Genomic DNA, 26,217 nt, shown 5'->3' with positions numbered 1-26,217 from the left:
GTGCTACTAACCTAAAAATGAAGCAATATGACTTTTATATATATTATTGAAACTAATGTATAATATTTATACAAACCTGTGCAAGGATGCTATCATGAAAAAAATAGTATTTTTGTTATTAATTGTCGGCTCGTCAGCACTTGTCTCCAGCTGCGGCTTTTCTAACTGCTGCGGAACGTCTTCATGTGGAGGTTGTGGCAGCTATACAGTAGCTTGTTGCGGCTCTAATGGTTGGTATTAATTGCCTATTCCGGCAAGATTATAGAATGTTGTTGGGTTTCCTCGCCCAACAACGATTTTCAATCAATTTGATCACCCGCCATTATTCTGCAAAAATAAAAAATAGAGTACTTTTTGAGCACTAATTACGTAATTACCACATTCTCCCTACAAACGATAATTTTCCCCTCGAATGTCACTGATTGAGCTTGAACTGAACAATCAATAACGTGTAAACTGGGCTAACTTGTAGACTAACAGGAAGGTTTTACGTTGGCTAAAATTATAGTTGTCACATCTGGTAAAGGTGGAGTAGGTAAGACTACTACCTCAGCAGCAATTTCTTCAGGTTTGGCCATGCGTGGTCATAAAACTGTAGTAATTGATTTTGATATTGGTCTTAGAAACCTCGATATTATCATGGGATGTGAGCGTCGTGTTGTTTATGATTTTATCCATATTATTAATGGCGAAGCCAATTTAAATCAAGCTCTTATTAAAGATAAGCGCTTGCCAGATTTATATATCCTTCCTGCGTCACAAACTCGCGATAAAGATGCCTTAACTTTAGGGGGCGTAGAGAAAGTATTGAATGATCTGTCCAATGAATTCGAGTACATTGTTTGCGATTCTCCTGCTGGAATCGAAACAGGAGCTTTAATGGCTATGTATTTTGCGGATCATGCCATCGTTGTGACGAACCCAGAGGTTTCCTCGGTGCGCGATTCTGATAGAATTTTAGGCATTTTAGCCAGCAAAACAAAGAGAGCTGTGGAAAACCAATCACCAGTTCAAGAGCATCTATTGTTAACCCGCTATGATCCCGAGCGTGTCGAAAAAGGCGATATGCTATCTGTTGAAGATGTTAAAGAAATTCTTGCAATTCCTCTAATGGGTGTCATTCCTGAATCCAAAGCCGTATTAAAAGCATCAAATACAGGAACCCCTGTTATTCTTGATGAAACTAGCGATGCTGGTCTTGCCTACCAAGATGCCATCGCTCGCTTCTTAGGAGAAAGCAGGCCTATGCGTTTCATTAATAGTGAGCGTAAAGGGTTGTTGCGACGCTTGTTCAGCAAAAACAAGGAGGATATTACAGCATGAGTCTATTTAGCTATTTAAGAAAACGAAATAGTACCGCCTCTGTCGCTAAAGAACGACTGCAGATTATTATTTCTCATGAGCGCTCCCAACGGAACACACCTGATTACTTGCCAAAGCTCCAGGAAGAAATTCTGGCTGTAATTGCCAAGTATATTCGTATAAGTCGAGATCAGGTTAGTGTCAATCTGGAACGTTTAGGTGACAGTGCTGTGCTTGAACTAAATGTCACGATGCCAGATGAGGCTTTGGAAGAAGTCTAGACGCATTATTGACTTTGCCCATTCTCTTAAAAAAACTGAGTGCTATATAGCAACAGGAATCCTATTAGCGCAAAACTAAGAGCAAGTATTGGTCTTTTTAAAAGTCGATATGCCGCTAAAGTAACACCATTTTTAGCCATTACTCTCCACATCATTAATTTTGCATGATGTTTTTCTTTTAATGGTTTGCCTTTAGGATCAAAAAGACTCCCATTAGCTGCAAACCTATACTCATCCACGTTCTCAAAATAGGCTGCGCCATAATCCACCAGCAATTGCTCACCCTTAACTATGTCCCTGATAGCACTAAAAACAATAATTTCTAAGCCATAAATAGTATGCCTTTCACCAATGAGGTTAGAAAGCAGCAACGAGTCAGATTGTTTCGCTCTGGATGGTGATGGCGCATGATTTACAAATCGCCCAATATTTCCATAATGTTGAGCATCGATACCTAAACCCAAGATATCGAACTTAGGGATAAAATAATATCTTTTCGACTTCGAATTACTTTTCTTTACACCTTGATACAAACAAACATGAGTCCCCCTTTTTATATCTTTTCTGGCATACACACCAAAACCAATAAACTGATTAATATTGCGCACTTCGCATATTACAAAGGGGTCAGGTTTATTCAATATGCTATAACCTATAGGACTATAACTAAACAACTCATCACCATCGACCATTGAAGGCAGATTTTTCAATGACAATGTAGTGTCAACTATTAGTTTATCGAAAAAATTAAACTCTTCTCTTGACGATTGACTGATTATTCCATTGACCTGTGTAACTGTAATAGATTTCTTCGCAGGTTTGTGACAATCAATAGAAAATGGGATTTTATAGGTAGCTTTTAACGATAAAAACTTTGGTGACGGAGTAATTATAAATTGGCAATCCTTTGGATTGCTAACTTGGAGTAACGTTGCATAAATATATCTTGCGATTTTTAGAAAACTCTCCGTGTCATCATAGCAATACCGATAGATAGTATTTTCTGACTTTAAAATAGGATGCACTAAAAGTGGATGGTGAAAATTAATATTTGCTAACTGCTTAATATCAGTTTCAGGACATCCTTCCGCAACAAAGGTTCCTGAAGCAACATCCAATATTACTTTCTTAAAAGGTGATTGCGTATTTTGATTGGTAAGAGTAACTTTTACCATAAATTAAACTTTATTCTTAGATTTCGATGCAATTGATGCAGCTCTATGGTGTACATTATTTAAGGAGAGACTCCAGATAGATAAGGACTATCTGGAGTCTGTTTATTAAACAATTTCCGTTGCTAAATCATCTGCACTAGGACTAACCTCTTTTTGCTTCCTTTTATTAGCTGATATTAAGTCAATTGATGACCTACGTAACTCTTCGTCATTAAAATCATCAACCGCAATTGCTTCTTGTCGCTTAAGTTCAGCTTCTTTTAAGCGTGATACCTCTTTAGCATCAAGAACACCATTTTGCTCTGCTTCAGCAATTTGTTCTAGCAAAGTTAATCCAGTTACTGTTCCATCTTTAACTGCACGGCTAACTTTCTTTTCTAACTCTTCAACTGCACATATCTTATGGAAAGTTTCTTCCAACCGACCTAACGGACAATTCTCAATAGCTTCCGCAAACACAAAACGAGTCAAACGGTTTCGAGACTCATTAGGCTCAGTGAGCATGTGTGCCAATTTGTGTCCTAGCTTGTCAGTAGGTTGATGGCGTTGATTACCAAATGGTTGGAGAATCAGCTTTAACACTATGCGACCCCAACGGGCTGGGAAATTAACAATCACATTGCGAATAGCTGCTTCACATTCATGAAGTAATTGTTGACAACACCATTCAACTATTGGGAAGTCAGCAACTGGTTCACCGTCATCATGGAAGCGTTTTAACACTGCTGAGACCAGGTAGAGATTACTTAAGACATCTCCTAAACGAGCAGACAATTTTTCTTTTCGCTTAAGTTCTCCCCCAAGAACTGCCATTGCAAAATCAGATAAGAAAGCCAAGTGAGCACTGTAGCGATAGGCCAATTGATAATAACGTTTTGCTTGACTCTTTGGTGTTAAAACAAAACGAGCATCCGTAACCGAGAAAATTAGCGATTTAGTCAAGTTCGCCAATACAAACCCAGCATGCCCCCAAAATGCTTTATCGAATGTTTTCAGATCATTTTTTCTAACACTTTCCAATTCACTAAATACATAAGGATGGCAGCGTATTGCTCCTTGTCCAAAAATAATTAGACTACGTGTTAGAATATTAGCCCCTTCAACAGTAATCCCAATTGGTGCATTCTGATAACCTCGACCTAAGTAATTGTTCGGCCCCAAACAAATACCTTTACCACCATGAATATCCATAGCATCAATAGCAACCTCACGGCCTCTTTCAGTCGTGTGATATTTTAAAATTGCACCAGCTACAGAAGGTTTAGCTCCTTGATCAATCGCAGCTGCTGCCATAGTTAAACCTGCATCAATAAGATAGGTATTTCCCGCAATCCGCGCCAAGGGCTCTTCTATCCCTTCAAAATTTGCAATTGATTGGTTAAATTGTTTACGTATTCTAGCGTAAGCCCCACTTGCCAAAGCTGCAGCTTGAGACCCACCGGTTGCACTTGATGGTAGGGAAATTGCACGTCCAGCACTTAAACACTCCATTAGCATACGCCAACCAGCACCAGCCATGGCAGCCCCACCAATTAAATAATCGATAGGAACAAAAACATCTTTTCCTTGCGTCGGACCATTTAAAAAGCCTGTATTGAGCGGGAAATGTCGACGTCCTTTAATGACCCCTGGTGTGTTAGCTGGAATTAAAGCACAAGTAATCCCAACATCGTGACCTTTACCTAAAATATTCTCAGGATCAAATAACCGAAATGCTAAACCAATTACTGTTGCAACAGGACAAAGAGTAATGTATCGCTTACTCCAGGTTAAACGAACACCTAAAACTTCTTTACCATTAAACTCCTGACGACAAACTATCCCCCTATCAGGAATAGACGCCGCATCAGATCCTGCATTAGGACCAGTTAAAGCAAAACAAGGAATTTCACGTCCATCAGCTAACCGAGGTAAATAGAATTCTTTTTGTTCTTTAGTACCATATTTTAATAATAATTCTGCAGGGCCTAAAGAATTAGGAACAGATACAGAACTACCCACAGAAATAGAACGCCCATACAATTTGGCAAGTATAGAAAATTGAGCAGTTGCTGAAAACTCAAGACCACCATAATGTTTAGGGATAATCATCCCTAGAAAACCTTTATCTTTAATAAATTGCCACATTTCAGGAGGCATATCTGTGCGTACATGGGTAATATCCCAATCATCTATCATACGACAGAGTTCATTAACAGGCCCATCAATAAAAGCTTGTTCTTCGGCTGTTAATTTAACTACTGGGGCATTTCGAAGATTATTAAAGTCGGGCGAACCGCTAAACAAATCTCCTTCCCAACTTACAGTCCCAGCCTCAAGTGCCTCTCGCTCAGTAGAAGACATTGCTGGCATTGCCTTACTAATTGTCGCAAATAAACGTCGGGTTAATAAATTTCTGCGCAGAGGTTTAATAGTACCCAACACTAAAGCAGCAAACACCGACCATAAAACAATCTGTGCAATAATTCCCGGTGAACCATACTTCATAACTAGCAGAGCAAATATGGCATAACTGATAGCCCAGACAACAAGAGAGGCTTGTCTGGCTAGTAATAAAATAACGGCACTTACCACTGCCAGCACAATTAGACTATGCAACACTGTTTTCTCCTTTCAGTAAACAATCCTTGAAATATTATATCCTCATGATGCGCCGTAAAGTATGCTTGCAAAGTCCTTATCTTCAAGCAATCCAAGAACTTGTCATCATTTCAGTATAGCATCAAGCACAGTAAAAATTTGATTAGTAACTTGAACTGGGGACTCCATCGGAAGCATGTGAGTTCCGTTCATTTTTACACTTAAAATATTATAATTTTTTTTCATATTGCGAATATCAAGCCGGTCGATAACAGTACTCTTATCACCATAAATTAATGCTGCTGGAACTGTTAATTTTCCTTCATATTCATGTAAGGTATGCGGTATTGTACGGAATATCAAGTATTCTATGTGCCTATCAAAACGAAGTACATAACCATCTTCTGTTTTTCTTAGTCCATATTCAATATAGTCCCGCAGACACTCCGGCGCAAATGTTTTAAATAGATCACGATTTTTTAGGTAAGCCAGCAATTGTTCTTTGTTTTGCCAATTTTCTCTTCGACCGCGTGTTCTGAATGCCGGTGTCACTCTATCGATAATTCCTAATGCTTTAGCCAATCTCACTACATTCGACTTAAAACGTCCCAAAAGTGGAGAATCAATCATGACTACTGCTTTGAACAAATCCGGCTTTTCTATTGCCGCCACAAGACTTAGAACACCACCTAAGGAATGCCCTATAGCAATAATTGGTTGAGTTGCCTGTTCTTCAATACTGGCTATAACTTCGTCTACTAAATAATGCCAGTTTTCTGTAACTGGAAATAATGGGTTATGTCCTATCCTATCGATAAAACAATAGTCATACCTTATCTTAAGTTGCTGCAGCAATTGCATATAGCAGGGAGAAGGAAACCCATTGCCATGAGCGAAATGGATTAGTTCTCTCACGAAACCACCAGCTTGTGGCTTTCACGCTTCAAAGAACGTACAGCAAAAATAAAGTAGACTGCCAAAAGAGTTATGAGCAACAGACCAAATCCAGTAAAAATCCAGTTTACCGTTAAGCCAAATAAAAGAGTGAATACTTGAGGAGTTGCACTAACTATTAATAAGCGTGTTGTTTGTTTAAAATTAAGCGCTATATGCAAGAATAACTTCGCAAGTAATTGCCCCATTAATGCAAATACCAAAAGAAAGACAAGATAAATCACAAAAATGACGAGAGCTACCGTGGGATAGATTATTACTTGTGAAAATAGTTTCACCTTCTTTATTCCAGAAGAGTTAATCCAATTTTTCCCATCAAATACTTGATTGATATCTGTACTCAGTGCTTGTACAAAAACTTGATTATTGCTACTGTCTATCTGTTTAGTAAAAAAGAATTTGGGTGAAGGTACACGGTAGAAAAATTTATTCTTCGTAATGAGTGTTGTTAAATCGGGATACTTACCATCGATTGTTTTAACTTCTCCAGTTGTATCTATAATGGAAACTATTTTACCTTCCTTGTTTTTGACAAAATAAGGCATAGGCTTATCAAAAGTAACTTGCCCATTTTGAATATAAAGGGGAGGCAATTTTGCAAGTGGCTCTATAATTTGTTGATCAAAAAAAACGTTAAACTCAAGCATCATCCGCAATGCAAATGGAATAGAAAACAAAAAAACAATGAGTAATAAGTACCTAAAGCCCAAACCTTTCCATCGTTTTCCAACATCAACATATAATCGACTGCTAAAAAAAGATAGAACAATGGCCTGCCAATAATTGTAGAAAGGAGCGTCAACTTTTCTTAAGACCTTATTTTGTTCAGACATGCCACCCTCCAAGACGTAAACCTGTTGTTTGATGAAATAGATTAGCTTTATTTACAACAAGTTCCAAGGCAAGCTGATCACCAATAATTTCAGTATCAGCTGGAATCCTTACTGAAAAGCGTGCCTTACCACAATGAGTTATAGTTCGAATCAACTTGTCAGCTCCCATATCATCCACAAATTCAATTTTGACAGGAATTGCCATCGGTTTATTTCTTTCAGAGACGCGTAAATGTTCCGGCCTAATGCCAATAATAGCTTTCTCACCACAAACAACAGACTCTTTCAATGAGGGCAGCGAAAACTCAACTCCTAATTCAGTAATTACTGTCTGTTTACCTAGATCAATTTTTGCCGGTAAAAAATTAATGGGATAATGACCTGTAAAACTAGCGACAAAAAGCGATGACGGCTGGGAATATAATACTTGAGGCGTTCCAATTTGTTCCACCCTACCTTTATTCAATACCAACACTCTTGAGGCCATTGTCATAGCCTCTGTTTGATCATGCGTCACGTACAAAGATGTTGTATGCAATTGCTGATGTAATCTCTTAATTTCATAACGCATCTCTGTTCGTAACTTTGCGTCAAGATTGGATAGTGGTTCATCAAATAAAAATACCGAAGGAGAGCGCACAATAGCCCTTCCCATAGCAACTCTTTGACGTTGTCCTCCTGAAAGAGCTTGTGGTTTTCGTTGTAGATATTCAGACAATTGCAACATGGAAGCGACTTCATGAACTTTTTGCTGAATTAGCTTCGCTTTCATGCCTCTCATTTTAAGCCCATAAGCCATATTTTCAAAAACAGTCATATGAGGATAAAGAGCATAAGTTTGAAAAACCATTGCCATATCACGCTTGGCAGGTGGAATTTTATTGACACATTGACCATTAATTAAGATGTTGCCACTCGATACAGCATCTAAGCCTGCAACAAGTCGTAATAATGTCGACTTACCACATCCAGACGGCCCAACTACCGCCACGAACTCCCCTTTTTCAACAGTACAATTTACCTTATCCAGAATAAGCTGCTGGTTATAAAGTTTACTGACATCGGTTAAATTTACCATGGCCATTAATGCATCAACCCCTTTTCAAACCAACGTTGCATTGTCAGCACAACCAAACATGGAGGTACTAATGCAATTAAAGCAATAGTCATGATGTAATGCCATTGCGGAATTTGATCAGCGACACCTGCTAAATAACGAATACCCATAACGATTGTTGCCATGCTGCTATCTGTAGTAATCACTAATGGCCATAGATATTGGTTCCAACCATATACAAAGAGAATAATAAATAATGCAGCAATCTGAGTTTTAGATAAAGGCAAAAGAATATCCTTAAAAAAACGAATTGGACCAGCACCATCTAAGGTTGCAGCATCTACCAGCTCTTTGGGCACTGTTTTAAAGAATTGCCGAAACAAAAAAGTTGCTGTTGCCGAAGCCATTAATGGAAAACTAAGTCCTGCAAAACTATTCAACCACCCAAAAGAAGCTACGACCTGAAAAGTAGGTACAATCCTTACTTCAACGGGCAACATCATTGTTGCAAAAATTAAAGCAAAAAATAACTGCTTGAGAGGAAATTGAAAATACACCAGCACAAAGGCAGAAAACAAAGCCAGAATAATTTTACCTCCAGCAATAAGCATAGCCATTGCAAAGCTATTTAGTAACATCTGCCATACTGGCTGTCCACCCGTAGCGACTAATCCTTGAGTTAATACGACTTTCATATTGTGAAACAGAGTAGATCCTGGCCACATAGGCAAAGGCGCTTGCATCATTGCTGCTCCATCATGGCTCGCAGCAACCAAAGCTAAATAAAGTGGTACAAATAATAATGCAACAAAAAAACAGAGCAAGCCGTGGCTGATTATTCGATTTAAAGTTTTCATCCGTAATGCACCTTTTTTTCAAGGTAACGAAATTGAACTAAAGTAAGGACAATAACCATTATCATCAGCATGACAGATTGCGCAGAGGAACTACCTGGATCCAATCCCACAAAACCATCTTTATACACCTTGTAGATTAATGTGGTTGTACTATTATTTGGCCCACCGTTTGTCATTACATCGATAATTCCAAATGTGTCAAAAAATGCATAGATTAAATTCATTATTAGTAAAAAAAAGCTTGTCGGCGACAATAATGGAAAAATGATTTGCCAAAATCGTCTCCATGCAGAAGCGCCATCAATAATTGCAGCTTCAACTAATGCGTTTGGTATCGCCTGAAGTGCTGCAAAGAAAAAAAGAAAATTATAGCTTAATTGCTGCCAACTCGCTGTGAGAACTATCACCAATAATGCCTGTTTGGCATTAACAAGATAATTAAAGTGAATCCCTAAACCTTGTAGACCATGAGAAAGCCATCCCATCGTAGGCTGGCATAAAAAACGCCATAATATAGCAGCAATAGCCGGTGCTACAGCGTAAGGCCAAAGAAATAATGTCTTATACATTTGTTGACTTTTACGACGCGCTTGCACAAGAATTGCCAAGAATAATCCCAAACTCATCGTCCCTAAAGTCACAAAAAATGCAAGTATCACGGTCACCCATAATGCCTGCTTATAACCAGGATCTTTTAATAAATCAAAAAAATTGGTTAATCCCGCAAATTGTTTATGTAAACCAAAGGCATCACTAAAGAAAAAAGCTTGAACTAAAGCGCTAAATGCGGGCCAAATAAAGAATACAAGCGTAATCAGCAATTGAGGAAAAATAAAAATCCATGCTAATTTTTTATATTGGATATAGGTAGGCATCAAATAGTTAGATAACCAGATTGCTAGGCAGTATATAACGAACAGTTTTCATTTTGCGAGCTTTATATTTGCATATAGGTCTTGTAATCCTCATCGTAGATAATTCGACATAATCGAATTCCAATCGGGATTCTACGTAAGATATAAGCAACTATCCCTTCTCACAAACTTCACGTAAGATAGCCATAAGTCTGACTAAAATGTTCTTGTCTATGCGTTGCATCCTTATTGATAATCCAGGACCACAAAGCCGCCTAATAATCAGTGAAGTAAGAACCCCAACTTGTCAAAAAGATGAGGTGTTAGTGCAAGTAAAAGCAATTGCACTGAACCGGGCTGATTTATTACAACGTCAAGGAAAGTACCCCCCACCTGCTGGAGAGTCACCTATTCCTGGATTGGAAGTAGCAGGAGAAATTGTTGCTCTAGGACAGAATGTAACTCGCTTTAAAGTAGGTGATCGTATTTACGGTCTCGTTGCTGGTGGTGGCTATGCTGAATATTGTTGTGTCAATCAAAACCTTGCTGAAATTATCCCAGATACCTGGACCTTTAATCAGGCAGCCGCCCTACCTGAAGCATTAATGACCTCCCACGCAACTGTTTTCTTATTAGGCCAACTCAAACAACAACAAACTTTATTAATTCATTCCGCGGGAAGTGGAATAGCTTCTCTTGCCATTCAAATGGCTAAGTTACAAGGTGCCAAAGTAATTAGCACTAGTAGTACTGATGAAAAAATTGCAAAAGCTAAAAAATTAGGGGCCGCTTCTGTTATTAATTATAAACGGGAAGATTTCGAAACTGTCTTGGGAGAGCGTTCTGTCGATGTTATTGTTGATTTTATCGGTGGAAGCTATTTCCCAAAACATCTAAAACTGCTAAATCAACAAGGAAAACTTATTCAGATTGCTTGTATGGGTGGTCATCTTGTTGAAGCCAATTTATTGCCGATCATGCAAAAACGGTTGCAAATTCACGGTTTCGTTTTGCGCCCTCAATCAATTTTAGAAAAAACAGAACTCTGGAACTCAGCCCAACACCAATGGTCCACTGCTTTACTTAACAAACATATTGCTCCCATTATCGACTCTGAATTTTTATTTACCGATATTGAGAAAGCACACCAACGCATGCAAAATAGTGAGCATTTCGGCAAAATTGTTGTGTCTCTTTGATATTGCAGACCTCCTAACATAAAATTTAGATAGCTAAATTAAGATAGTACCGTGAGTAGCCTTAGCTTGCCTTGCTTCTCTTTAAGGTACGTTGTAGAAGTTGGGTGTATATTGGTTTATTGCCAGCCAATTGTACTACCGTTGTAGAGGTCAAACAGGTGACCATTAAGGGTAAAATTAATAGATAATTTTGTGTCATTTCAACAACTAAAATAATACCAGTTATTGGTGCACGAACTGCAGCGGAAAATAAGGCCCCCATGCCAGCTACAGCGAACATCCCAGGATGAATTGTCACATCATGCACAGCATATTTGAGTAACGAGGAAGCAGCCAATCCCAACAAAGTACCTAAAGCTAGCATGGGTGCAAAAATGCCCCCAGGAACGCTGGATGAATAACAAATCATAGTGGTTGCAAATCTTACAAGAATTAGCAGTAATAAAACAATAAATGACGGTGATAGGATAAGCGATCGTTCAATAATTTCATATCCGCCCCCTACTGCTGCAGGGAAATGATGCGCCAAATAGCCAACCATAGCTCCTATCAACAATACATAACCAACTCGTGCTCTTGTTGATAATTTATCTGTTGCAGCCAAAGTAGCTATTAATACTTTATTAAAGATAAGACCTACAAAACCAATCAATATACCAAAGAGGAAAAAAATCCATAGTGATTTAAGGCTAGGCAATTCAAAAACAGACATAGGAATAGCAGGTTTTGACCCAATAATTAAATGCAAAGTAATGGTTGCCATCACACAACTAATAGCCACTGTCTTAAAATTAGTAAAGGAAAATTGAAACTGACTCCGCATTTCCTCAAGCACAAAGAGTACACCAGCCAAAGGCGCATTAAATGCCGAAGCCAAACCCGCAGCAGCTCCAGCAGCGATTAAGGCGTCACACCTTTTGGGAGGTAGATGCAATAACTCCCCAAGCATTTCACCAAGGTTACCCCCCATTTGTATGGTCGGCCCCTCCCGTCCTACGACAAGTTTGGCAGTGATGGCCATTACACCACCAATAAACTTAACGGGTAATAATCTGCGCCAAAAAATTGGACGCTCATGTAATAAAGTTCCCTCAATTTCTTGTACGCCACTACCCGAAGCTTCGGGTGCAAATCCTCGCACTAAAAACCAGGCTAAAAAAGTAAGGCTCATAGAAATTAAAATGGATAGTAAGGTACCCACTCCAGTATTAGAGCCGAAGGCTAAGATTTTTGTAATTAGCTCAGAGCCATAGACAATTGCTAACTGAAAAAAAGAACCCACTATTCCAGTAAGGATACCCAATACAACGGCAATTAAATAAAGAGTCAAAATTTTATTGCGCATTTAGAGCGATCATTCCCATTAGATTGTTGATAATTCTTAACCCAGCCTGATTTGGCATTGATAAGATTGTTTCTGGATGAAATTGCACAGCATAGACTGGTAAAGATTTATGCATAACAGCCATGACAACTCCATCGCGAGTCATAGCCGTTACTTCCAAATCTTTCGGCATATCCTCTAATCTAGCGTAAAGTGAATGATAACGACCAGCAGTAAAAGAGTCTCCTAGTCCAGCAAAGAGTCCCTCACTATCTCTCACTTCAATATCGGATGCTTTTCCGTGCATAGGGTAACTTAATACATCAAGCTTCCCACCAAAATATTCGACGATACCCTGCAAGCCTAAACAAACGCCAAACAATGGGGTTTTGCATTGGAGTACTGTTGCAATAGTTTGTGCGACTTTGAAATCCTCCGGCCTACCAGGTCCTGGAGATAAGAGAACTAAATCAAAACTTTCTTTCTCTAAGTAATTCGAAGCATACTCACTGCGGACTGTTAACACTTCAGCCCCTGTTTGCCGTACATAATTGGCTAAGGTGTGGACAAAGGAATCTTGGTGATCCACCAGTAAAACTCTTTTGCCTAGACCGTGCAAGGGCATAGAGATTGCTGGCTTTCCCTTCGTCTCTTGCTTTTGGAGCATATCTAAAAAAGCAGAAGCTTTTAATCGTGTTTCCTGCTCTTCAGCTTGTGGTTCTGAATCATACAATAGTGTAGCACCAACGCGAATCTCAGCAATTCCTTGTTGAATGCGCATAGTTCTTAGTACAAGCCCTGTATTTAGATTGCCATTAAAACCAAACCATCCCACAGCACCAGCGTACCATCTTCGTGGTGATTTTTCATACTCTTCAATAAAATTCATTGCCCAGAGTTTAGGAGCACCAGTCACAGTGACAACCCACATGTGCGTTAAGAAGGCATCCACTGCATCAAAACCTTCACGTAGCGTTCCCTCCACATGATCCACTGTATGAATCAACCGAGAATACATTTCAATTTGTCGCCTTCCTAGTACTCGTACACTGCCTGCTTCACAGATCCTTGATTTGTCATTGCGATCCACATCAGTACACATTGTTAACTCGGAGGCTTCTTTTTCAGATTCCAACAAAAGTTGAATATTGTAGGCGTCTTCAATAGCATCAGCCCCGCGCTTTATCGTACCAGAGATTGGACAAGTCTCTACACGCCTGCCTTGTACACGAACATACATTTCGGGAGACGCACCAACTAAATACTCCTCGTCCCCAAGATTAATAAAGAAGCCATAAGGAGAGGGATTTAGGCGGCGCATGCGACTAAACATAACAGACGGTTGCTCTGGACAATGGGCATAAAATGTTTGACTGGGAACTACTTCAAAAAGATCACCACATGCAAAGCGCTCTTTAGCGAGCTCTACTAATTTTGCATATTCACCGGGAGCATGATCACAACGCTTTTCTGGTTTAAATCGCGGCTCATAAGCTTTGAACTCCCCTTCCCGCGGTAATGATTGCGTGGACTTACCCTGATATTGAAAATTATAACGTCGTATAAATGCCTCTTCCTTACGGTGATTAACAACATAGATTTCATCAGGAAGGTACAATACCATCTCGCGCTGCCCAAGCGAACGCTCTTTGTATTGAGTTAATGCTTCAAATTGAAAAATCAAATCATACCCAAATGCACCATAAAAACCTAAATAAGGCTCATCAGATTTAAAGAAGGCTAGAAGTTTACGAAGAACAGTGAACACTGAGGGTTGATGACTGCGCTCTTCCTCACTAAAAATTTTTTGCCCGTGTTGAACTTGTACCCGGCAATTCTGCTCAGACTGCTCGCTAATAATTAATTCCTCACAAGCAGTTAATGCTGGAAGGATAATTGCCAGTAAAACTTCTCCTCGACTATTTAAAGCCTGCAATTGAATTTCATGAGCTTTACAAATAATAGCCAACGGTGGATTATAAAAACCTATGTCCCAGCACGTATAGCGACCAGGGTATTCAAAGCTTGATGCAAATAAAGCACCTCGGTGGGTATCAAGACGCTCCAAAAGTGGTTCTATTGCATTTTCATAGGCTAGAGCATGTTGTTCATACTCTATGTAAACCCCGCCTGCAGTTTTAACTTGCTGTAACATCATTACTACTCATTTCATTTAGGTAAATACATTTTATCCATTCTACTTTAAAACCCAGGCTCTGCAAGGCGTAGTTGATAATAATGCTGCATCGCATGATGTAAGGCCCCACACAGACTAACAAACAATCAACAAACTAATCCATTTGAGCGAAATGTTGATAAAACCGCGCTACATCGATCCCTTTAATTACGTCAGTTTTTACTACATTTTTATTGAGCAAATTGCAGATAGAAAGCGACTTTGGGGACTCGGGGGATTCATTAATTAATAGGGCACCGTAATAATACTGATGAACCATGGGAAAAAAATGATAATCCACGCGATTACTTGCGGTTAAACTCGGTAATTTAGCAGGAATCTGGTACTCAAAACCTTGATCATTTAAGCAGAGAGCAACGTCGTGATAGGATTCACTAACCACATCTGGATTAAAAGCTGCTACGGTCGCTGCGGTATCCCAAAAATCAAAATTATGGGCAATTTTATCCCAACCTCCTTGATAAGAAACGAGGTATTTAGCGGCATTCAAACTAAACAGTAAAGCAACATCTTTTTTAGCATAGGCTTCCAGGAAATCGAGTCCTTGTGGGGTAATGCGAGCCATGTCTGATGCATTAATTGAAACCCAGGTTATTGCAAGGCCTGACTGTAAAACATCTTGCATAGCACCTACTGCAGCATAGATATTCCACTCTGCCATAGTATTATTAGTTGCAAAAAAACCAGGGATAATCAGATTTCCTTGGATATTAAAATTGCTTAATTGCTGATGATTATCCTTATCAATAATGGTTTCACCAAAAGCCCCACCCGCTTTGTAAACTCTCTGAATGCCTTGTTTAAAACTATCAAATTGATGGTGTTTTTTAGCATAACTAATACTGTCGGCTAAGTTAATTGCAGTTCCTATAGACATAATAGTAATAGGTTTATTTATCAAAGCAGCATCTTGGGCTAAATCTACAATAGCTTTAGCCGCAGATTTCGTCTCAAATGGATAAGCTTTTAATGATTGAAATCCTGGGACAGACATCTTTGAGCTAAATTCACGTAGTTGGGCAGGGAAAGCGTAACGAGCATTTGTTTTGTCCTCACGTCCCAAATAGATGGGAATTTTTTGATTAACGAGACTTGCCAGTTTGGCAGCATTAATCCCACCTTGAGGGCAATAGGTTAATCCACTGCAATCAATAGTGATCGCTTTAACATCAAGTTTTTCATTTTTTAAAACATAAAGAAGTGCAACCCAGTCATCAAATCCCATATCCGTATCAACAATGATGGGGGTCTTACTAAAGCAGGTAGTGCAGAACCAAAACAAGATAAGAAAGTACCACTTACCCTTCATAATTTTTACTATTTAAAAAGAATGAAACATTCTCGCAGGTAACTTTTATCTTGTCATCAAAAGGTTAAAATTATCACCAATGATGAGAATCATAAAAATTAGGATTTCTATTGATAATAGCCCCTGTCTTCGCCGCGGCGAAGACAGGGGGCTCCAATGAAATAGTGGGATAACGATGGTTTTACTTTTATCATTCAATAAAAAAATGTATCTTAGAACACTTATAATTATTGGACATAGACAATGGCAATCACAAAAGATGATCTAGAAAATGTAAAACAACTTGCCTACCTGAATGCTGAGTCGAGCGACAATATCAAACTCGCTGAAGAAGTCAGTGCCATCATGGATTTTGTTGAACAACTTAAACAAGTAGATACAACTGGTATTGCCCCGCTTTTTCATCCTTTTCACTTACATCAGCGTCTTAGAACTGACGAAGTGAGCGAAAAAGATTGTACTGAGCAATTGGCTGAAATTGCCCCATTGTTTGGGGATAATTTGTATTGGGTTCCCAAAGTTATAGACTCAGGACAGTAAAGTTATGCATAAATATTCCTTAAAAGAATTATCTCATGGCTTGCGACGCGGTGAATTCTCAAGTACTGAATTAACTAAACATTTTTTAAGTCGCATTGAACAACACAAATCACTTAATGCATTTATTAGCATCAATGAAAAGGACGCTTTAAATTTTGCAGCCACTGCCGATAAGTTGTTACGCGAAGGCCAGATAACGCCATTAACAGGTATTCCTATGGCGCACAAAGATCTCTTTTGTACGCTCAAACTGCCTACAACCTGCGGCTCAAAAATGTTGGCAAATTTTCAATCACCTTATCAGGCAACTATCGTAAAACGATTTGCAGAGCACGGGGTCGTTGTTGTTGGCAAAACCAACATGGATGAATTCGCGATGGGCTCATCCAACGAAAACAGCTATTTTGGACCAGTCAGAAATCCCTGGGATTCGACCAGGGTTCCCGGAGGCTCTTCCGGAGGTTCTGCTGCTGCAGTAGCAGCAGGACTTGTCCCATTTGCCACAGGCTCAGATACCGGTGGCTCGATTAGACAGCCTGCTGCTTTTTGTGGAATTTCCGGGATCAAACCTACTTATGGTTTAGTATCAAGATTTGGTATGGTAGCTTTTGCATCAAGTCTTGACCAAGCAGGCCCCATGGCTCGTAGTGTTGAAGATCTAGCGCTGATTTTACAAGCAATGGCTGGATTTGATAGCCATGATTCTACTTCTGTTAATCAGGCCATTCCTAACTATTCTCTAACATTATCGGATTCCATCAAAGGATTAAAAATTGGCCTACCCTCTTGTTTTTTTCAAAAGGAAGTCGACGCATCCATACAACAAGCTATCCTTGATGCTGTTAAAATTTATCAACAAGAGGGTGCTGAGATTATCGAGCTTGATTTACCTCTGCAACCCCTTTGGGTTCCTTGCTATTATGTCATAGCATGTGCTGAAGCTTCTTCAAATTTATCACGCTATGATGGCATACGCTTTGGCCATCGTAGTAGTAAGGCAGGGACTTTGCATGAATTAATTGTCAACTCACGCAGTGAAGGTTTTGGAGCCGAAGTGAAGCGACGAATCCTGACAGGAACTCATGTATTATCCTCTGGTTATTTCGATGCTTATTACCTGCAAGCGTTAAAAATTAGACGACTGATTCAAGTGGAAATACAAAGTACATTAAACCAAGTGGATGTTATCTTAGGCCCCACTACTCCTACCTGTGCTTTTAAGCTAGGTGAAAAAGTGGATGATCCCATACAAAACTACTTAGCCGATGTCTTTACAGTAGCAGTCAATTTAGCGGGATTACCTGCGCTTTCCATACCAGTGGGTTTTAATGAAGGTTTGCCTATTGGTATGCAATTAATCGGTAATTATTTTAATGAAGCAAAGCTTCTGAATATAGCTCACCATTATCAACAATGTACAAACTGGCACCAAGCCAGACCAACCTATAAAGGGTAATTTATGGCATGGGATACTGTTATTGGTCTTGAGGTTCATGCACAACTAAAGACAAAATCAAAATTATTTTCTGCAACTGCAACCACGTTTGGCGCAAAACCAAACACGCAAACCAGCTTTATTGATGCTGGTTTACCAGGTGTTTTACCTGTCCTTAATCAAGCAGCAGTCCGCATGGCGATACAGTTTGGATTAGCTATTAATGCTAAGATTAATAACAATTCCTATTTCGAACGTAAAAATTACTTTTATCCAGATTTGCCTAAAGGTTATCAGATAAGCCAATATCAAGCTCCCATAGTTTCTCATGGCTACCTGATGATTGAGCTTGACGAAGGTATCGAAAAAAAGATTCCTATTGTAAGAGCTCATTTGGAAGAAGATGCAGGAAAATCATTGCATGAAGCCCATCATATATATAGTGGTATCGATCTGAATCGCGCTGGAACTCCCTTGCTGGAAATAGTAACAGCCCCTTGTCTTTTTTCTGCCGAAGAAGCAGTAACCTATCTAAAAAAACTACATCAACTCGTTCGCTTTTTAGGAATTTGTGATGGGAATATGCAGGAAGGTTCTTTTCGCTGTGATGTCAATATTTCGCTTAAACCTAAAGGAGTCGAACAGTTAGGAGTAAGAACTGAACTTAAAAATCTAAACTCTTTTCGCTTTATTGAAAAGGCAATTGCCTATGAGCAAGCCAGACATCAAGATTTATTAGAAAGTGGGGAAATTATTCAGCAGGAAACAAGACTATATAACCCTGACACCAATACTACTCATGCCTTAAGAAGTAAAGAAAATGAGAATGATTATCGCTATTTCCCTGATCCTGACCTCTTACCTATTCAAATTGAAGCAAGCTATCTTGAAGACATTAGAGAAACTATGCCTATCTTGCCTGAACAGATCATGCAAGAATGTCAAAAAAACTCTTCTTTAAATCGTGAAGATATCAATTTTATCCTCGCCTCTCCTGCAAGCTATTACTTCTTTATGGCAGTCAAAGGAAGTAGTATCGCGGATGAAAAGACCATTATTAATTGGCTTAAGGGGGTTTATGCAGCAGCTCTTAATGAAGCCAACCTTAGTTTCGATAAGCCTCCTGTATCTGCAAGTTCACTAGCAATGCTACTTGATCATCTTGCGAAACAAACAATATCAAACAAAATAGCAAAAGAAATTTTTAACAAACTCTGGGCAGGTGAGACAGACGTTGACGCAATTATAAAAAAGCAAGGTTATACTCAGCTCACCGATGCTAATTTGTTGGAAGAATTAATTCAAACAATTATTCAGCAGTACCCTGAACAAGTTGCTGATTACCGGGCCGGTAAAGAAAAGTTATTTGCCTTTTTTGTTGGTCAAATCATGAAACAAACTAAAGGGCAAGCAAGTCCTGAGCAAATTACTAATCTATTAAAGAAATACCTTAATCCGTAATTTTCTACCGAAGCTTTTAGCAACCGACAAAACAAACTGGCAACCCTCTATATAGCGGGTTGCCAGTTCCTCTTAGTAGGATTTTACAACTACAGTTGTACCAATATCGATGAAGTTTTGGTTCAACCATCTGGCGGCCCCAGGTAGCACTCTTATGCAACCGTGGCTCGCATTCCAGTTAGGTACTTCATAAGCCGCGTGAATAGAGTATCCGCCGCTGAAATGCATACAATAAGGCATTTTAGCACCACCACCTGTTTCAATAGGGTAAATACTTGAAGTACAATCCTCTCCTTTCTTAGAGTAAACTCTGAAAGTACCTGTTACAGTACGGCATCCTCTGCCAATATCTTCACAGAAGTCCTTTCCCCCTGAAGCGCTACCAGTTTTAATGCGATTACCCTGCGCATCATAAGCAGCCCACGCTGTTGCCTTAGGATCAAAAATAAATACTTTCCTACCAGTCGCTTCTCGCTTTTCTGGGAAATAATTTCGGCCTTTAGAATCCGAGTCAAGGCTCATGGTATAATGTGTATAGCCGGCATCATCAACTACCGCTACTCTATCCGTGGATGAACAAGCGACCGTCAACACACACAATGGTCCAATGATTAATTGTTTTTTCATTGGTTAACCCTCCCTCTTTTTTTTATGTTATCGGGAGGATTTTGGATAAATTTAGCTTTTTTTATAAAATTTTTTAACTGTTTGTTTTATTTATGATCTTTGAGGTTATTTTTAAAACTTTTGCCGAGCTCATCAGGTAACATCGCCATAATCGCTAAAATTAACTGCTCGTCCGAACATTCGAAACATCCCCCCCTTGGAGGCATTGCATTAATCCCTTCTGCTGTATGACGCAACAACTGCATTGCTCCGGCCTTGACCCTCAACTCCCAATCCTCCCTTTGACCAATCCGTGGGGCACCAATTTGAATAAGAGGTTTTACGGCATGACAATTTGCACAAAAATGCTGAACGATCTGTTCTCCCTCATCTTTTGTACCTTTAATAGAGCGAAGAAAATCTTGAGGATGATGACTTGCTGCATATGAAAAGGATGCAATGAGCCCACCAAGAATCCCTCCCAATAATTTATAACTAGAATGCATTATTTCTCCGAAAAGTTGGCCTACAATTTGCTTGTGTCGGATGTTTTAATCAACGAGACTACGCCAATGATACGAGTTATTCTAGTTTTTTCATTCTTTCTTGTAAGTCGTATACTACAAGCTGCGGAATCAGCCCAATCATTAGATTTACTAAAAGAGAAAATAGAAAACTACGTATTGGCCGCGTTGACTACACAACAAAATAGCAAAATTCTCGTTACAGCCGATAAAATTGACTCAAGACTCAAATTAAAAGCATGTCAAGAAGAACATCTTGAAGTCTTTAATCCCTATCAGGTTCCCATATTAAGAGTCAACACGATGGGAATAAGATGTCAAGAAACTAACAATCACTGGACCCTTTATGTACCTATAAAAATTAGTGTACAAAAGCCGGTTATTGTAGCAAAACGCCCTTTAACTAAAGGAGCACAAATTAGCGAAGATGACCTTGAAGTTCAGGAAATAGATATTAGCCAATTAAAACAAGGCTATTTTGATAAGCCAGAGCAAGTTATTAATCAAGTTTGCAAAACCAATATAAATCAGGGAAGTCCTATAGCTCCCTCTCTTTTGCAGACAGCAGCCCTGGTACATAAGGGCGAGCAAGTCGCTATCCAGGCTATGAATGAGACATTCATAGTGAGCATGGACGGTATTGCTCTCAATGATGGTGCTGCAGGAGACATGATTCGAGTAAAGAACCTTTCGTCAAAAAAGATAATTGAAGCTCAAGTTAGCGCAGTGCGACAAGTAAGAGTGCCTCTTTAAAATACTGAAACCGGGTAAATTAAATACATTAAATTATTGCTCCCTTCTCGGAAATATGATATTGGTAGATAGTGACCGAGATACCTAAAGATTTATCAACAGGAGCCGATAACAATCATGAGCGCAATTGAGAGCAATGTTATGGTTAATCCGATTAATGATTCCAATACTTTTAAGGTTCTAGATTCAGAGAGTCGGCTACAACGCACCCAATCTCTTGCTCAAGACTCCCATACAGATGAAGATAGTCAAGTTAATATCAGCAATATTTCCAAGCAATTAGCCCATCTAAAAGAATTTATTCTAAACGCACCAGAAGTTGATAATGAAAGAGTAGAATTTTTTAAAGAGGAACTTGCCAAAGGTCGTTATCAAATTAATAGCAGTCAAATTGCGGTTAATATGTTTCGAGATGTTGAGTTAGTATAAATTTACTTACACTTCTCTATTAATCCAAGCCGACTTATTTGCAAGCACATGCATAAGCATGTGGTATAAGAAACTGCAGAAATTAAGCCAGTTGGCCAAAAATAGTAGAAGATGTAAGGTATTAAAAGGACTTAGTCATGACACAATCACAGCCCGTCGTATTGATTCAAATCTTACAGCAGGAAATAAATTTTATTGAGCAACTTATTAATCGTCTGACGGAAGAAAAACAAGCGTTGCTGACCCGTCAGTTTGAGACCCTGGAATCAATAGCCAACCAAAAACAAGAACTTTCCACACAACTTGAGCAAATAACTAGCCAAAGAGTTGATTTATTAGGCCTCAACAAACAGACAAAACAACCTAAACAAGCCTTAGAGGAATTTCTGGCACAATGTTCCCCCCAAGAGGTGGAACAAATTAATGCCTTAAACAACGAGCTTGCAGAGAAGTTAGTTCTTTGTCGCGAGCTAAATGCAGTCAATGGTCAAGTAATTACCAGCAATATCAATACTCGCCAAGAGATAATCAGTACGATAACTGGACAAGCTCCTGAAAATACTAGCAGCGTTTATACGGCGACCGGTAATATAAAATCATCATCTGATTCAAATCGGCATCAAAAGGCTTAATAAAAAATCAAAAAAAGTATAAATTGTAGATTTTAATTAATATTTGCACACAATTATCACTAGAGGTATACTTCTGCCCAATTTTTATCAGAAGGGTTTGTCAATGCCTCAGAATACGCTTTTCAATTTTATCGATTCGCACGTTGTCTCAAACACCCCACCTATTCCTCTGTACGCGAATTTAGCCTTAGACAGAGATAGAGAAGGACATCGTTATTATCGATTTGAACTGGAGCGCAGTAACCCCGTTATTCTAAAGAGTGAAACCCAAGAATATCGCCTGCTTGATCATCATGTTAGTATTTATGAGACAGAATACAGGGATAATCCCAACTTAAGTCAGTATCACTATACTGCATACTTTAAGAATAGAGAGGGAACTAAGTTTCGTCTGCATGTTTACTTTAATGCTAATGATAAATTGACAATGAAAGCCGCTTTTGCAAGAAAAAACGCCGATACTTTCACTGCGATTAATACAGAAAAATTAGAAGATGAGTTTATAGGACTAGCAATCGCCAATGTTAAGCCAGTGATAACTAATCTTAGAAAAAAACACACAGATATCGTTAAAACTTTGGAAAAACAATATAGCCAGCTTGAGCAAGAAGCTCGTATTTTGTTTTCACAAAGAGACGATAAATTTGATGAGTATATTGAAAAATTAGAAGAAATTTGCACTACCTTAAAGGCTTTAATTCCTTTAGTAAGACATAAAACTTATAAAGAAATTTATAAGTTTATTGCACATACTAAGCACTCTATGGAAGCACAAATGATTGCAGAAACATCGTCCACTACTGTTGAAGCGGATACGAAATCTGAAATTATGGAGGCACCCTCTGCTGATGAAATAGCAAACTCATCAAACGTCCATATATTGACTGCTTTGAGTCGAAAAAAGAGGAGAATACCCCAACACAAAAATGAATCTAGCTCCAAACTTGAGACTCAGGTTCTGCAATTAACAGCCTCTTTTAAAGAGTTAGCGACAAGTGATGAAATAGCTCAAGCAAAAAATATTGAACTCCTCTTAACTAAAATATATGGCTTATCACTATTGTTAGAAGAGAGAACGGACGCTCCTTTCGAAGCGATTCAACAATTAGATAATTTACGACGAGACCTCCACCAATTAGGGGAAAAGCTCCTTCCTACTTTATTATTAGCTAAAAAAGAGTTTGTTTTAGCGGGACAACTCACTTCATTCCACCATCTTCTCACTGACAAATATCTTAATTTAGCACTACAAATGCGTAATGTTGAGTTATTGGATTTTGTCTTAACCTACGGTGATTTTAATCTTAATAGCCAACCAGTCACGGTTAGAGACAAAACCTACCAATCTGCTGCTCATGCTTGTGTTAGCTGTAATAGTAGCAGCAATCCCATGAGTACTTGCTTATCAATTCTTCTTAAACATGGTGCTTCACTTTGTATTGCAGGGGATAATGGCTTGCCGTTAGCATACGAGATTATGTCCGTTGATAATCACCCTCTGAGTAAAGCGCTTATTGAAAATCGCAATAAAACTATTGACTCTGTCACGTTTTTTCAAGAATTGCGCAGTATTCTTAAAAATTATCTCAATCACACCAGCGTAAGTATAGAAGAACGAAGCATTATGACACGGGAGATAAAATATTATAACTCTCGGATAGAAGTTCTACTTGCGCCAAAAATGAATGTTCAAAATGAGGGATTACTTAAAAAGCAAATGGACTATTTTGAAGAAAAACATCTTAGCAGCATTGCCGATAAATTACGCAAAGACCCTGAAATCTGTGCACTCAATTCCCAAATACAAAAAGCAAGTCAACAACTGACGAAGTTAGTGCCTAAAGCGGCTCTTCGAAAAGCGACTCAAAACGTAAGATATACTCTAGAGAGCCTTGATAAAATGCTAATTGAATTAGACGTTAAACTCGATGACTTTGCCGAAGTTAAAGCGGCAGCGCTTAATCATCTTCAGGGCTCGCTTTCTCTGATCAATAAAGAAATTGAATTGTTAGAGGTACAAAAACAATTAAAATCCCACCCTACTTATGGTAGAAAGCCCTCCTCAACACAAAAATCTCTTGCGAAAAGGGAACAAACATTACTCGAAGAAATTAAACAACTGAGTAAAGAATATGACGTTACACAAAAAGTACAACCTCTTCAAGAATTATTAGCCATTGTAAAAAAGCTAGAGCCAGAGTTTAAAGCATTAGAAAAGCTTGCAGAGCAACAAGACTCTATGGCAAAACTATTGGAGCAATTCTCTGCCTTGTTCACTGGATCATCGGAGAAAAGCAAGGATGAGTTAAATGAATTGACAACACCCTCCCATGAACTTGTCGCAGAAGAGTTGAATGACTCAACAACTCCAGATGATGAATTTGCTGATCGACCAAATAGAAACCCTGACACTAACCCCATGTAACTACAAACCCAAGCCTCATTGCAAATTGAGGCTTGGAGTTACCCTTAACGCGCTTGCATACGTAATGCCCCATCAAGACGAATTACCTCACCATTTATCATTGTATTCTCAATAATATGCAACGCTAAAGAAGCAAACTCATCCGGTCGTCCTAAACGCTTCGGAAAAGTAACCGTTGCAGCCAAACTATCTTGTACTTCCTTCGGCATGTTTAATAATAGAGGGGTGGCAATTAAGCCAGGTGCAATAGTATTCACCCTAATGGCATACTGCGCTAACTCACGGGCTGCAGGTAAAGTCATAGCAACCACGCCGCCTTTTGAAGCACTATAAGCCATCTGACCAATCTGCCCTTCGTATGCGGCAATAGAAGCTGTATTAATAATAACCCCTCGTTCCTGTGACTGAGGCTCAAGCTCTGAACGTGCCATAGCTTCGGCAACAACACGCATTACATTAAAAGTACCTACCAAATTAATATCAATAACCTGTTTAAAAGCTTCCAAAGGCATAGCGCCCTCTTTGCCAACCATGCGTTTGGCGGGGGCAATACCAGCACAATTGATACAAACTCTAGGGATACCTATTTCAGCAACTGTTTTTTTGATAGCTTTTTCAACATCTTCAGCAGAACTCACATCACAAGCAACTGCCAATGCGATATTTTCAAGATGAACATTTTCAATTTGCCGATCCCAAATCACAACTCTTGCACCCAAAGTACCTAATAATTGAGCACATGCTTTCCCTATACCGGATGCCCCACCAGTGATAACAACAATTTGATTATCCAAATTCATTGACGCTCCTTAGAATAAACATCGATTTACCAACACTTAAATCCGCCGCACTAGAATTAGCCAAACTCTATTGTAAATAAGCTTTACTTAAGGCCTTAAATTCAGCAGTACCCGCCTGCCCTACCCACTCAAAAAACACCATCTCAGAAGTGATTAATTGAATACCTGCCTGCTTCATTCGCTTTAAGCCATATTTATAGTCGAGTTCAGAACGGCTGCTAACAGCATCAACCACCACAAACACGTCATAACCTGCTTCCTGAAGATCGATTGCTGTTTGTAAAACACAGACATGAGTTTCTATTCCTATCAACACCAGCTGCTTTTTCTTTAAGTTTTCAAGATTTTGCTTAAAGACAGGTTCACGGAAGCATGAAAAATGTACTTTCCCAATGCATTGATAAGGTGCAACCACAGTTTTTAATGGCTCAATAGTTCCTCCTAAACCTTTGGGATATTGCTCACTTACCAATAAGGGCACCTGTAGCTCAGTTGCTAAACGTATCAGCCAGTGGCAACGATTTAGTAATCTTTCTGAGTCTCTTACATGCGGCGCCAATTTCTCCTGAACATCAATCAGTAATAAGCAAGAGCTAACTTTCTCCAATAACATTCCCTTCTCCCTCATAGAAAAATCATCATCTCAACCTAAACAATACTTGCTGTCAAATTTTATTTGACAGTATATGT

24 protein-coding genes are annotated in these 26,217 nt (G+C 39.0%); 10 read left to right on the top strand and 14 right to left on the bottom strand.

Annotated elements, in window-relative coordinates; translation table 11 throughout:
* Positions 1–492: 492 nt before the first annotated feature.
* Positions 493–1,323 (top strand): septum site-determining protein MinD, encoded by an 831-nt coding sequence (gene minD / locus Lbru_RS02250; RefSeq protein ID WP_058440559.1) that lies wholly within the window; start codon positions 493–495, stop codon positions 1,321–1,323.
* Positions 1,320–1,583: a cell division topological specificity factor MinE gene (gene minE, locus Lbru_RS02245; protein WP_058440558.1), complete on the top strand. Its 264-nt coding sequence runs from the start codon at positions 1,320–1,322 to the stop codon at positions 1,581–1,583. Before minD ends, minE begins: the two co-directional genes overlap by 4 nt.
* A 26-nt stretch (positions 1,584–1,609) precedes the next feature.
* On the opposite strand, the gene Lbru_RS02240 is transcribed toward minE, so the two are convergent.
* The 7 genes from Lbru_RS02240 to ugpA form a co-directional block, all read right to left on the bottom strand.
* Positions 1,610–2,758, bottom strand: a complete 1,149-nt coding sequence (locus Lbru_RS02240) for an SET domain-containing protein-lysine N-methyltransferase (protein ID WP_058440557.1) — start codon at positions 2,756–2,758, stop codon at positions 1,610–1,612.
* Between the two features lie 105 nt (positions 2,759–2,863).
* Positions 2,864–5,359: an acyl-CoA dehydrogenase gene (locus Lbru_RS02235; protein ID WP_058440556.1), complete on the bottom strand. Its 2,496-nt coding sequence runs from the start codon at positions 5,357–5,359 to the stop codon at positions 2,864–2,866.
* A gap of 105 nt (positions 5,360–5,464) precedes the next feature.
* Entirely contained in the window at positions 5,465–6,253 is a 789-nt protein-coding gene (locus Lbru_RS02230) for an alpha/beta fold hydrolase (RefSeq protein ID WP_058440555.1), read from the bottom strand.
* Positions 6,250–7,125 carry a DUF1189 family protein gene (locus tag Lbru_RS02225; RefSeq protein WP_058440554.1) on the bottom strand — a complete coding sequence of 292 codons (876 nt, stop codon included), beginning with the start codon at positions 7,123–7,125 and terminating at the stop codon, positions 6,250–6,252. The genes Lbru_RS02230 and Lbru_RS02225 overlap by 4 nt, the downstream gene beginning before the upstream one ends.
* Positions 7,118–8,209 carry an ABC transporter ATP-binding protein gene (locus tag Lbru_RS02220; protein ID WP_058440553.1) on the bottom strand — a complete coding sequence of 364 codons (1,092 nt, stop codon included), beginning with the start codon at positions 8,207–8,209 and terminating at the stop codon, positions 7,118–7,120. Before Lbru_RS02220 ends, Lbru_RS02225 begins: the two co-directional genes overlap by 8 nt.
* The gene (gene ugpE / locus Lbru_RS02215) at positions 8,209–9,039 is read right to left on the bottom strand and encodes a sn-glycerol-3-phosphate ABC transporter permease UgpE (RefSeq protein WP_058440552.1); all 831 of its coding nucleotides are present in this window, start codon (positions 9,037–9,039) and stop codon (positions 8,209–8,211) included. Before ugpE ends, Lbru_RS02220 begins: the two co-directional genes overlap by 1 nt.
* The gene (gene ugpA, locus Lbru_RS02210) at positions 9,036–9,914 is read right to left on the bottom strand and encodes a sn-glycerol-3-phosphate ABC transporter permease UgpA (protein ID WP_058440551.1); all 879 of its coding nucleotides are present in this window, start codon (positions 9,912–9,914) and stop codon (positions 9,036–9,038) included. Before ugpA ends, ugpE begins: the two co-directional genes overlap by 4 nt.
* Before the next feature lie 212 nt (positions 9,915–10,126).
* Between ugpA and Lbru_RS02205 the strand changes: the two genes are divergently transcribed.
* Entirely contained in the window at positions 10,127–11,092 is a 966-nt protein-coding gene (locus tag Lbru_RS02205) for an NAD(P)H-quinone oxidoreductase (protein ID WP_058440550.1), read from the top strand.
* Positions 11,093–11,153: 61 nt separating this feature from the next.
* Here Lbru_RS02205 and clcA read toward each other — a convergent pair whose 3' ends face one another.
* The 3 genes from clcA to Lbru_RS02190 form a co-directional block, all read right to left on the bottom strand.
* Positions 11,154–12,437, bottom strand: a complete 1,284-nt coding sequence (clcA, locus tag Lbru_RS02200; protein ID WP_058440549.1) for a H(+)/Cl(-) exchange transporter ClcA — start codon at positions 12,435–12,437, stop codon at positions 11,154–11,156.
* Positions 12,427–14,571: an anthranilate synthase component I gene (locus tag Lbru_RS02195; protein ID WP_058440548.1), complete on the bottom strand. Its 2,145-nt coding sequence runs from the start codon at positions 14,569–14,571 to the stop codon at positions 12,427–12,429. The genes clcA and Lbru_RS02195 overlap by 11 nt, the downstream gene beginning before the upstream one ends.
* 136 nt (positions 14,572–14,707) lie before the next feature.
* Positions 14,708–15,922, bottom strand: coding sequence for a nucleoside hydrolase (locus tag Lbru_RS02190; protein ID WP_083500795.1), 1,215 nt, complete (start codon positions 15,920–15,922; stop codon positions 14,708–14,710).
* 243 nt (positions 15,923–16,165) lie between these two features.
* Here Lbru_RS02190 and gatC point away from each other — a divergent pair, with 243 nt between their 5' ends.
* The 3 genes from gatC to gatB are packed head-to-tail and all read left to right on the top strand — an operon-like array spanning position 16,166 to position 19,358.
* Positions 16,166–16,462: an Asp-tRNA(Asn)/Glu-tRNA(Gln) amidotransferase subunit GatC gene (gene gatC, locus Lbru_RS02185; RefSeq protein WP_058440546.1), complete on the top strand. Its 297-nt coding sequence runs from the start codon at positions 16,166–16,168 to the stop codon at positions 16,460–16,462.
* 4 nt (positions 16,463–16,466) lie between these two features.
* Positions 16,467–17,918: an Asp-tRNA(Asn)/Glu-tRNA(Gln) amidotransferase subunit GatA gene (gatA, locus tag Lbru_RS02180; protein WP_058440545.1), complete on the top strand. Its 1,452-nt coding sequence runs from the start codon at positions 16,467–16,469 to the stop codon at positions 17,916–17,918.
* A 3-nt stretch (positions 17,919–17,921) separates the two neighbouring features.
* Positions 17,922–19,358, top strand: a complete 1,437-nt coding sequence (gene gatB, locus Lbru_RS02175; RefSeq protein WP_058440544.1) for an Asp-tRNA(Asn)/Glu-tRNA(Gln) amidotransferase subunit GatB — start codon at positions 17,922–17,924, stop codon at positions 19,356–19,358.
* A 72-nt stretch (positions 19,359–19,430) separates the two neighbouring features.
* On the opposite strand, the gene Lbru_RS02170 is transcribed toward gatB, so the two are convergent.
* On the bottom strand, positions 19,431–19,985 hold the full coding sequence (locus Lbru_RS02170; RefSeq protein ID WP_058440543.1) for a L,D-transpeptidase: 555 nt from the start codon (positions 19,983–19,985) through the stop codon (positions 19,431–19,433).
* 86 nt (positions 19,986–20,071) lie between these two features.
* Positions 20,072–20,470, bottom strand: a complete 399-nt coding sequence (locus Lbru_RS02165; RefSeq protein WP_058440542.1) for a c-type cytochrome — start codon at positions 20,468–20,470, stop codon at positions 20,072–20,074.
* Between the two features lie 66 nt (positions 20,471–20,536).
* On the opposite strand from Lbru_RS02165, the gene flgA reads away from it, so the two are divergent.
* The 4 genes from flgA to Lbru_RS02145 all read left to right on the top strand — a co-directional run bounded on the left by flgA (position 20,537) and on the right by Lbru_RS02145 (position 24,727).
* Positions 20,537–21,241 carry a flagellar basal body P-ring formation chaperone FlgA gene (flgA, locus tag Lbru_RS02160; RefSeq protein ID WP_058440854.1) on the top strand — a complete coding sequence of 235 codons (705 nt, stop codon included), beginning with the start codon at positions 20,537–20,539 and terminating at the stop codon, positions 21,239–21,241.
* A 117-nt stretch (positions 21,242–21,358) separates the two neighbouring features.
* Positions 21,359–21,670 carry a flagellar biosynthesis anti-sigma factor FlgM gene (gene flgM / locus Lbru_RS02155; RefSeq protein WP_058440541.1) on the top strand — a complete coding sequence of 104 codons (312 nt, stop codon included), beginning with the start codon at positions 21,359–21,361 and terminating at the stop codon, positions 21,668–21,670.
* Positions 21,671–21,807: 137 nt separating this feature from the next.
* Positions 21,808–22,302 (top strand): flagella synthesis protein FlgN, encoded by a 495-nt coding sequence (locus tag Lbru_RS02150; RefSeq protein WP_065235410.1) that lies wholly within the window; start codon positions 21,808–21,810, stop codon positions 22,300–22,302.
* A gap of 103 nt (positions 22,303–22,405) precedes the next feature.
* On the top strand, positions 22,406–24,727 hold the full coding sequence (locus Lbru_RS02145) for a hypothetical protein (RefSeq protein ID WP_058440540.1): 2,322 nt from the start codon (positions 22,406–22,408) through the stop codon (positions 24,725–24,727).
* Positions 24,728–24,771: 44 nt separating this feature from the next.
* Here the strand turns inward: Lbru_RS02145 and Lbru_RS02140 are convergent, their stop codons facing one another.
* The gene (locus Lbru_RS02140; RefSeq protein ID WP_058440539.1) at positions 24,772–25,527 is read right to left on the bottom strand and encodes an SDR family NAD(P)-dependent oxidoreductase; all 756 of its coding nucleotides are present in this window, start codon (positions 25,525–25,527) and stop codon (positions 24,772–24,774) included.
* Between the two features lie 67 nt (positions 25,528–25,594).
* Complete coding sequence (locus Lbru_RS02135) at positions 25,595–26,140, bottom strand: hydrolase (protein ID WP_058440538.1); 546 nt, start codon at positions 26,138–26,140, stop codon at positions 25,595–25,597.
* Between the last annotated feature and the right edge of the window lie 77 nt (positions 26,141–26,217).

This window comes from Legionella brunensis, from assembly GCF_001467025.1.
Classification (GTDB): domain Bacteria; phylum Pseudomonadota; class Gammaproteobacteria; order Legionellales; family Legionellaceae; genus Tatlockia; species Tatlockia brunensis.
The sequence above is the reverse complement of the archived record's forward strand: the minus strand, read 5'-3'. Positions and strand labels throughout refer to the sequence as shown.

Coding starts and splice junctions, on each gene's coding strand:
- Lbru_RS02225 (WP_058440554.1), bottom strand. CDS start 7,125: ATGTCTGAACAAAATAAGGTCTTAAGAAAAGTTGACGCTCCTTTCTAC.
- gatC (WP_058440546.1), top strand. CDS start 16,166: ATGGCAATCACAAAAGATGATCTAGAAAATGTAAAACAACTTGCCTAC.
- ugpA (WP_058440551.1), bottom strand. CDS start 9,914: ATGCCTACCTATATCCAATATAAAAAATTAGCATGGATTTTTATTTTT.
- flgA (WP_058440854.1), top strand. CDS start 20,537: ATGATACGAGTTATTCTAGTTTTTTCATTCTTTCTTGTAAGTCGTATA.
- flgM (WP_058440541.1), top strand. CDS start 21,359: ATGAGCGCAATTGAGAGCAATGTTATGGTTAATCCGATTAATGATTCC.
- Lbru_RS02170 (WP_058440543.1), bottom strand. CDS start 19,985: ATGAAAAAACAATTAATCATTGGACCATTGTGTGTGTTGACGGTCGCT.
- ugpE (WP_058440552.1), bottom strand. CDS start 9,039: ATGAAAACTTTAAATCGAATAATCAGCCACGGCTTGCTCTGTTTTTTT.
- gatB (WP_058440544.1), top strand. CDS start 17,922: ATGGCATGGGATACTGTTATTGGTCTTGAGGTTCATGCACAACTAAAG.
- minE (WP_058440558.1), top strand. CDS start 1,320: ATGAGTCTATTTAGCTATTTAAGAAAACGAAATAGTACCGCCTCTGTC.
- Lbru_RS02150 (WP_065235410.1), top strand. CDS start 21,808: ATGACACAATCACAGCCCGTCGTATTGATTCAAATCTTACAGCAGGAA.
- Lbru_RS02165 (WP_058440542.1), bottom strand. CDS start 20,470: ATGCATTCTAGTTATAAATTATTGGGAGGGATTCTTGGTGGGCTCATT.
- clcA (WP_058440549.1), bottom strand. CDS start 12,437: ATGCGCAATAAAATTTTGACTCTTTATTTAATTGCCGTTGTATTGGGT.
- gatA (WP_058440545.1), top strand. CDS start 16,467: ATGCATAAATATTCCTTAAAAGAATTATCTCATGGCTTGCGACGCGGT.
- Lbru_RS02220 (WP_058440553.1), bottom strand. CDS start 8,209: ATGGCCATGGTAAATTTAACCGATGTCAGTAAACTTTATAACCAGCAG.
- Lbru_RS02195 (WP_058440548.1), bottom strand. CDS start 14,571: ATGTTACAGCAAGTTAAAACTGCAGGCGGGGTTTACATAGAGTATGAA.
- Lbru_RS02190 (WP_083500795.1), bottom strand. CDS start 15,922: ATGAAGGGTAAGTGGTACTTTCTTATCTTGTTTTGGTTCTGCACTACC.
- Lbru_RS02145 (WP_058440540.1), top strand. CDS start 22,406: ATGCCTCAGAATACGCTTTTCAATTTTATCGATTCGCACGTTGTCTCA.
- Lbru_RS02205 (WP_058440550.1), top strand. CDS start 10,127: ATGCGTTGCATCCTTATTGATAATCCAGGACCACAAAGCCGCCTAATA.
- Lbru_RS02240 (WP_058440557.1), bottom strand. CDS start 2,758: ATGGTAAAAGTTACTCTTACCAATCAAAATACGCAATCACCTTTTAAG.
- Lbru_RS02140 (WP_058440539.1), bottom strand. CDS start 25,527: ATGAATTTGGATAATCAAATTGTTGTTATCACTGGTGGGGCATCCGGT.
- Lbru_RS02135 (WP_058440538.1), bottom strand. CDS start 26,140: ATGTTATTGGAGAAAGTTAGCTCTTGCTTATTACTGATTGATGTTCAG.